Origin of the sequence: Micromonospora phytophila, assembly GCF_023656545.1 — a bacterium.
GTDB lineage: Bacteria > Actinomycetota > Actinomycetes > Mycobacteriales > Micromonosporaceae > Micromonospora > Micromonospora phytophila.
Map to the genome: position 1 here is coordinate 1 of NZ_JAMOKF010000472.1, position 3334 is coordinate 3334.

Consider the following 3334-nt stretch of genomic DNA (forward strand, 5'->3'; position numbering starts at 1 on the left):
GGCGCCGTCGGGGCGGAACGGCCGCCCGAGGTCGCCGTGCACCTGATGCCCGGCGGGCCCGCCCGGCTGCCGGTCGCGCTGAAGGCGGCGGGCGCCGCCGGCGCGCCGACCCTGTCGTACGTGGACGACCCCACCGCCGTGGACCCGGCGGTGCTGACCGCCGCCACGGCCGGCCGCCCCGCCGAGGCGCTGTTCGTCACCGCCCCCGGTGCGGCGGCCCGGGACGCGCTGACCGGGGCCGGGTTCTCGCTGGCGACCGAGGTGGACCTGGTGCCCGCCGACGGCTCGCCCGCGCGGCGGCTCGCCTTCGCCACCGGGTCGGACCGGAGCCTGGAGACGTTCAAGGAGACGCTCTGGGCGGTCGACGAGTTCGGCGGTGTGCGCTATCGCGACCCGGCGGACCCGGCCGGCCGGCTGCTCGACATCGCCCTGGACCCCGAACCCGGCCCGCTGCGCCGGGAGCTGCTGGCCGAGCTGGCCCGCTCCGGCCCCCGGACGGTCACCGAGCTGCGCCGGTACGCCCTCACCGCGACCGTCTACCGCTCGGCCGACGCGGTCCGGGCGCTGACCGGGCTGCTCACCGCGGGCGAGGTGACCCGCGATCCCGAGCACGGCCGGCTCGGCGGCGACGTGGTCATCTCCGGATCGGCCGACTGAGCGGCACCGTCGCCGCGCGCCCACCCGGCGCGCAGACGCCGAGCGGGGTGCCGGTGGTTCACCGGCACCCCGCTCGACCTCGGGATGTCACGCCCGGGACTTGTCCTGCTTCCAGGACAGCGGACCCGGCAGGTCGACCCGGTGCGCCTTGGCCTTGGAGTTCCAGGACCAGCGACCGATCTTGATGCTCCAGGACGAGAAACCGTTCTCGGTGAAGTTCAGAATGATCGGACCGTACTTCTTGCGCTTGCGGAACATCAGACCCATCAGAGGGCTCCCTTCGGTGACCATTCCCTGCCGTGTCGAACCTGAACATGCCCGGAACGGCGATTCGCGAAACCCGGCCCCGTCCGCGGTGGACGGTGCGGCCGAGCGCACCGGAATTCCTATCCACCAGATAGGTGTTGCGGACCGGTAAACGCTGCTGCGGAGCCCTTGTAACAAAGCAAGCGACGCGAGTCTCATCTTCTGGAAGGTCGTTGACCGGCCCGTCGGAGCCCCGGCAGCATGGGGCCATGTCGCAGCGGGACGAGCTTCTCCTCACCGCTCGCGTGCACGTCGACCTGGTCCGGCACGCGAGCGCGCTCTGTTGAGCTGACCCGGTCTCCCCGACTCGGTTCCCTCTCCGCACTCTCACCGCCCGTCCGCTCATCGCGGAGCGGCGTGCCCCTCGTGCCCCTCGTCGGGCTTCCTCCACCGCACCGTGGACAGATCAGGAGACACCTCCATGGCTTCACCCCGTCGTGCCCTTCCGCGTACCCTCGCCGCCGCGGCGGCGCTGACCCTCCTCGTCGGCGCCGCCGGCTGCGGCGGGGACGCCGAGGCCGGCTCCGCGCAGGCGAAGGAGCTGCGCTACCAGGGCTCCGTCGGGCAGGTCACCCTGCCCGAACTCGCCGCCGACCTCGGCTACCTCAACGACGTGAGACTCAACTGGATCGGCAACGTCACCGGCGGTCCACAGGACATCCAGGCCACCGCCACCGGGCAGAGCGACTTCGGTGGCGCGTTCAACGGCGCCATCGTCAAGCTCGCCGCCGCCAACGCCCCGATCACCGCCGTCGTCAGCTACTACGGTTCCGACGCGCAGACCTTCCAGGGCTGGTACGTGCTCGACGACAGCCCGGTCCGCGGGCCCCGGGACCTGATCGGGAAGAAGATCGGCATGAACACCCTCGGCGCGCACGCCGAGGCGGTGACCAAGACCTGGCTGTCCCGGGGCGGGCTGAGCGCCGAGGAGATCAAGCAGGTCGAGCTGGTCGCGCTCCCGCCGGTCAACACCGAGCAGTCGCTGCGCCAGAAACAGATCGACGTCGCCGTGCTCGGCGGAGTCATCCGCGACAAGGCCGTCGCCAACGGTGGCATCCGCACGATCGTCACCGACTTCGAGCTGCTCGGGGCGTTCAGCGCCGGCGCGTACGTCTTCCGCGACGACTTCATCAAGCGCAACCCGGAGACGGTGAAGACCTTCGTCACCGGCGTCGGCAAGGCCATCGAGTGGGCCCGCAGCCAGCCCCGGGAGACGGTGGTGGCCCGGCTGGAGTCGATCATCACCAAGCGGGGCCGCAACGAGGACCCATCCCTGGTGCGGCTCTGGAAGAGCAGCGGGGTCGCCGGCCGGGGCGGCGTCATCACCGACCAGGAGTTCGCCACCTGGATCGACTGGCTGGCCGCCGCGGGCGAGATCAAGGGCGAGAAGCCCAAGCCCGGGGACGTCTACACCAACCGGTTCAATCCGTTCACCGCCGGCGGTGCCGCGTGAGCACCGACAAGATCCTCTTCGACCGGGTGACGAAGACCTTCGGGGCCCGCGCCGGCCGGCGGGCGACCGCCGGCGCGGTCACCGCCCTGGACCAGGTGACCCTCGGCGTACGCCCCGGCGAGTTCCTCGTCGTCGTCGGCCCGAGCGGATGCGGCAAGTCCACCCTGCTCGACCTGCTCGGGGGCCTGTCCAGGCCCACCGGCGGGCAGGTGCTCGTCGACGGCCGGCCGGTCACCGGACCGGGCATGGACCGGGGCATCGTCTTCCAGCAGTACGCCCTGCTGCCCTGGCGCACCGCCGCCGGCAACGTCGCGTTCGGACTGGAGGCCAAGGGGGTGCCCCGGGCGGAACGGGCGGGCCTCGTCGCCCACCACCTGGACCTGGTCGGGCTCGGCGGGTTCGCCGGGAGCTACCCGCACGAACTCTCCGGCGGCATGAAGCAGCGGGTGGCCATCGCCCGCAGCCTCGCGTACGACCCGGACATCCTGCTGATGGACGAGCCGTTCGCTGCCCTCGACGCGCAGACCCGCGACTCGTTGCAGGACGAGCTGCTGCGCATCTGGGAGCGCACCGGCAAGACCGTCGTGTTCATCACCCACGGCATCGACGAGGCGGTCCACCTCGGCCAGCGGGTCGCGGTGATGACCTCCCGGCCCGGCCGGATCAAACGGGTCATCGACATCGACCTCGGTGACCGGGGCGCGGTGGAGGACGTCCGCTCCTCCGAAGCCTTCCGCCAGCACCGGCACCAGATTTGGACCCTGCTGCGCGACGAGGTACGCGCCGCCCAGGCCGCCGAACGCATCGCCGGCACCGGTGCCGACGGTGGTCGTATCCCTGCCGAGGCCGACGCGGGCGCGGACCGCGCCACGTCGGCGGCGGCCCGTGACGAGGAGGCCCGCGTTGGTTGACATCGCC

5 protein-coding genes are annotated in these 3334 nt (G+C 72.1%); 4 read left to right on the forward strand and 1 reads right to left on the reverse strand.

Going from position 1 to position 3334, the window contains the following annotated elements:
* Positions 1–657 (forward strand): hypothetical protein (locus tag NCC78_RS29805; protein ID WP_250798703.1); only part of this gene is annotated, 657 nt, incomplete at its 5' end.
* A gap of 87 nt (positions 658–744) precedes the next feature.
* On the opposite strand, the gene NCC78_RS29810 is transcribed toward NCC78_RS29805, so the two are convergent.
* Positions 745–924, reverse strand: coding sequence for a DUF4236 domain-containing protein (locus tag NCC78_RS29810; RefSeq protein ID WP_208569874.1), 180 nt, complete (start codon positions 922–924; stop codon positions 745–747).
* A 248-nt stretch (positions 925–1172) separates the two neighbouring features.
* On the opposite strand from NCC78_RS29810, the gene NCC78_RS32645 reads away from it, so the two are divergent.
* The 3 genes from NCC78_RS32645 (at position 1173) to NCC78_RS29820 (ending at position 3327) form a co-directional block, all read left to right on the forward strand.
* Complete coding sequence (locus tag NCC78_RS32645) at positions 1173–1250, forward strand: putative leader peptide (protein WP_349881247.1); 78 nt, start codon at positions 1173–1175, stop codon at positions 1248–1250.
* 134 nt (positions 1251–1384) lie between these two features.
* Positions 1385–2416: an ABC transporter substrate-binding protein gene (locus tag NCC78_RS29815; RefSeq protein WP_250798705.1), complete on the forward strand. Its 1032-nt coding sequence runs from the start codon at positions 1385–1387 to the stop codon at positions 2414–2416.
* Positions 2413–3327, forward strand: a complete 915-nt coding sequence (locus NCC78_RS29820; RefSeq protein WP_250798706.1) for an ABC transporter ATP-binding protein — start codon at positions 2413–2415, stop codon at positions 3325–3327. Before NCC78_RS29815 ends, NCC78_RS29820 begins: the two co-directional genes overlap by 4 nt.
* Positions 3328–3334 lie beyond the last annotated feature (7 nt).